Annotated in this window: 1 pseudogene; it reads right to left on the reverse strand. The window is 37.2% G+C overall.

Annotation, left to right across the window (positions count from 1 at the left end):
- Positions 1 to 698, reverse strand: a pseudogene (locus ACFIL8_RS12870) (restriction endonuclease); the annotation flags it as partial.

The raw sequence follows: 698 nt of genomic DNA on the forward strand, positions 1-698 counted from the left end.
GGTTTTTCGCGTGTTTGTCCGGCCCATTCAAAAGTATTTTTAAATAGGGTGTGATGAATATATTGGAGATATGTGGAAGTTAGTTTTTGCGGTGGCGCTTCTTGGCGTAGATGAATGATTGCTTTTGTTGTATCATGGGCACATTGCACTTTTAATTTTTTATAGTCTTTTATACCATATTTATTTTTTAAGGTGATACTATTAGGGCAAAAGAAATTACGGTACATTGTCTTATTTTCTTCGGTTTCAGGCGGTGATGATAATTTCTCCTGTAAGGTGAGAGGGACGGTGTCCGTTTTTCTTGTACCAGTATCCCAGTATACCATTGCTTTTTTTGGGGGCTGTTTTGTTCTTTCTTGATGATCAGAGCGTGTTTCCTTTGTCATTTTGACAGATATTGGATTATTTGTCGCTGTATTACTGCTCTGTAAAATGTTTTTTTGAAAATCTTTTTGCATTTGCCTCATAGCGGAAGCCGATTGAGCAATTGGTTGTGCCATTTGTTCTTTTTCTTGTTCTTGCAAACTTTGGGGCATAACTTCAACGCTGTCATGTAAAGCATGAGGGGCAATCCACGGTGAAAAATGGGCTTGTTCTTTTTTCTTTGTTTGAATGGATGCGTTGTCTTTGCTCTTTTCAGTTATTTCATCGTTTTTAAGAGTGGCTCTTTTTTCTTCTTTTTCTTCTGGAAGCAATGT

It is taken from the genome of Bartonella sp. AP57NXGY (assembly GCF_042195805.1).
Taxonomy (GTDB): Bacteria; Pseudomonadota; Alphaproteobacteria; order Rhizobiales; family Rhizobiaceae; genus Bartonella.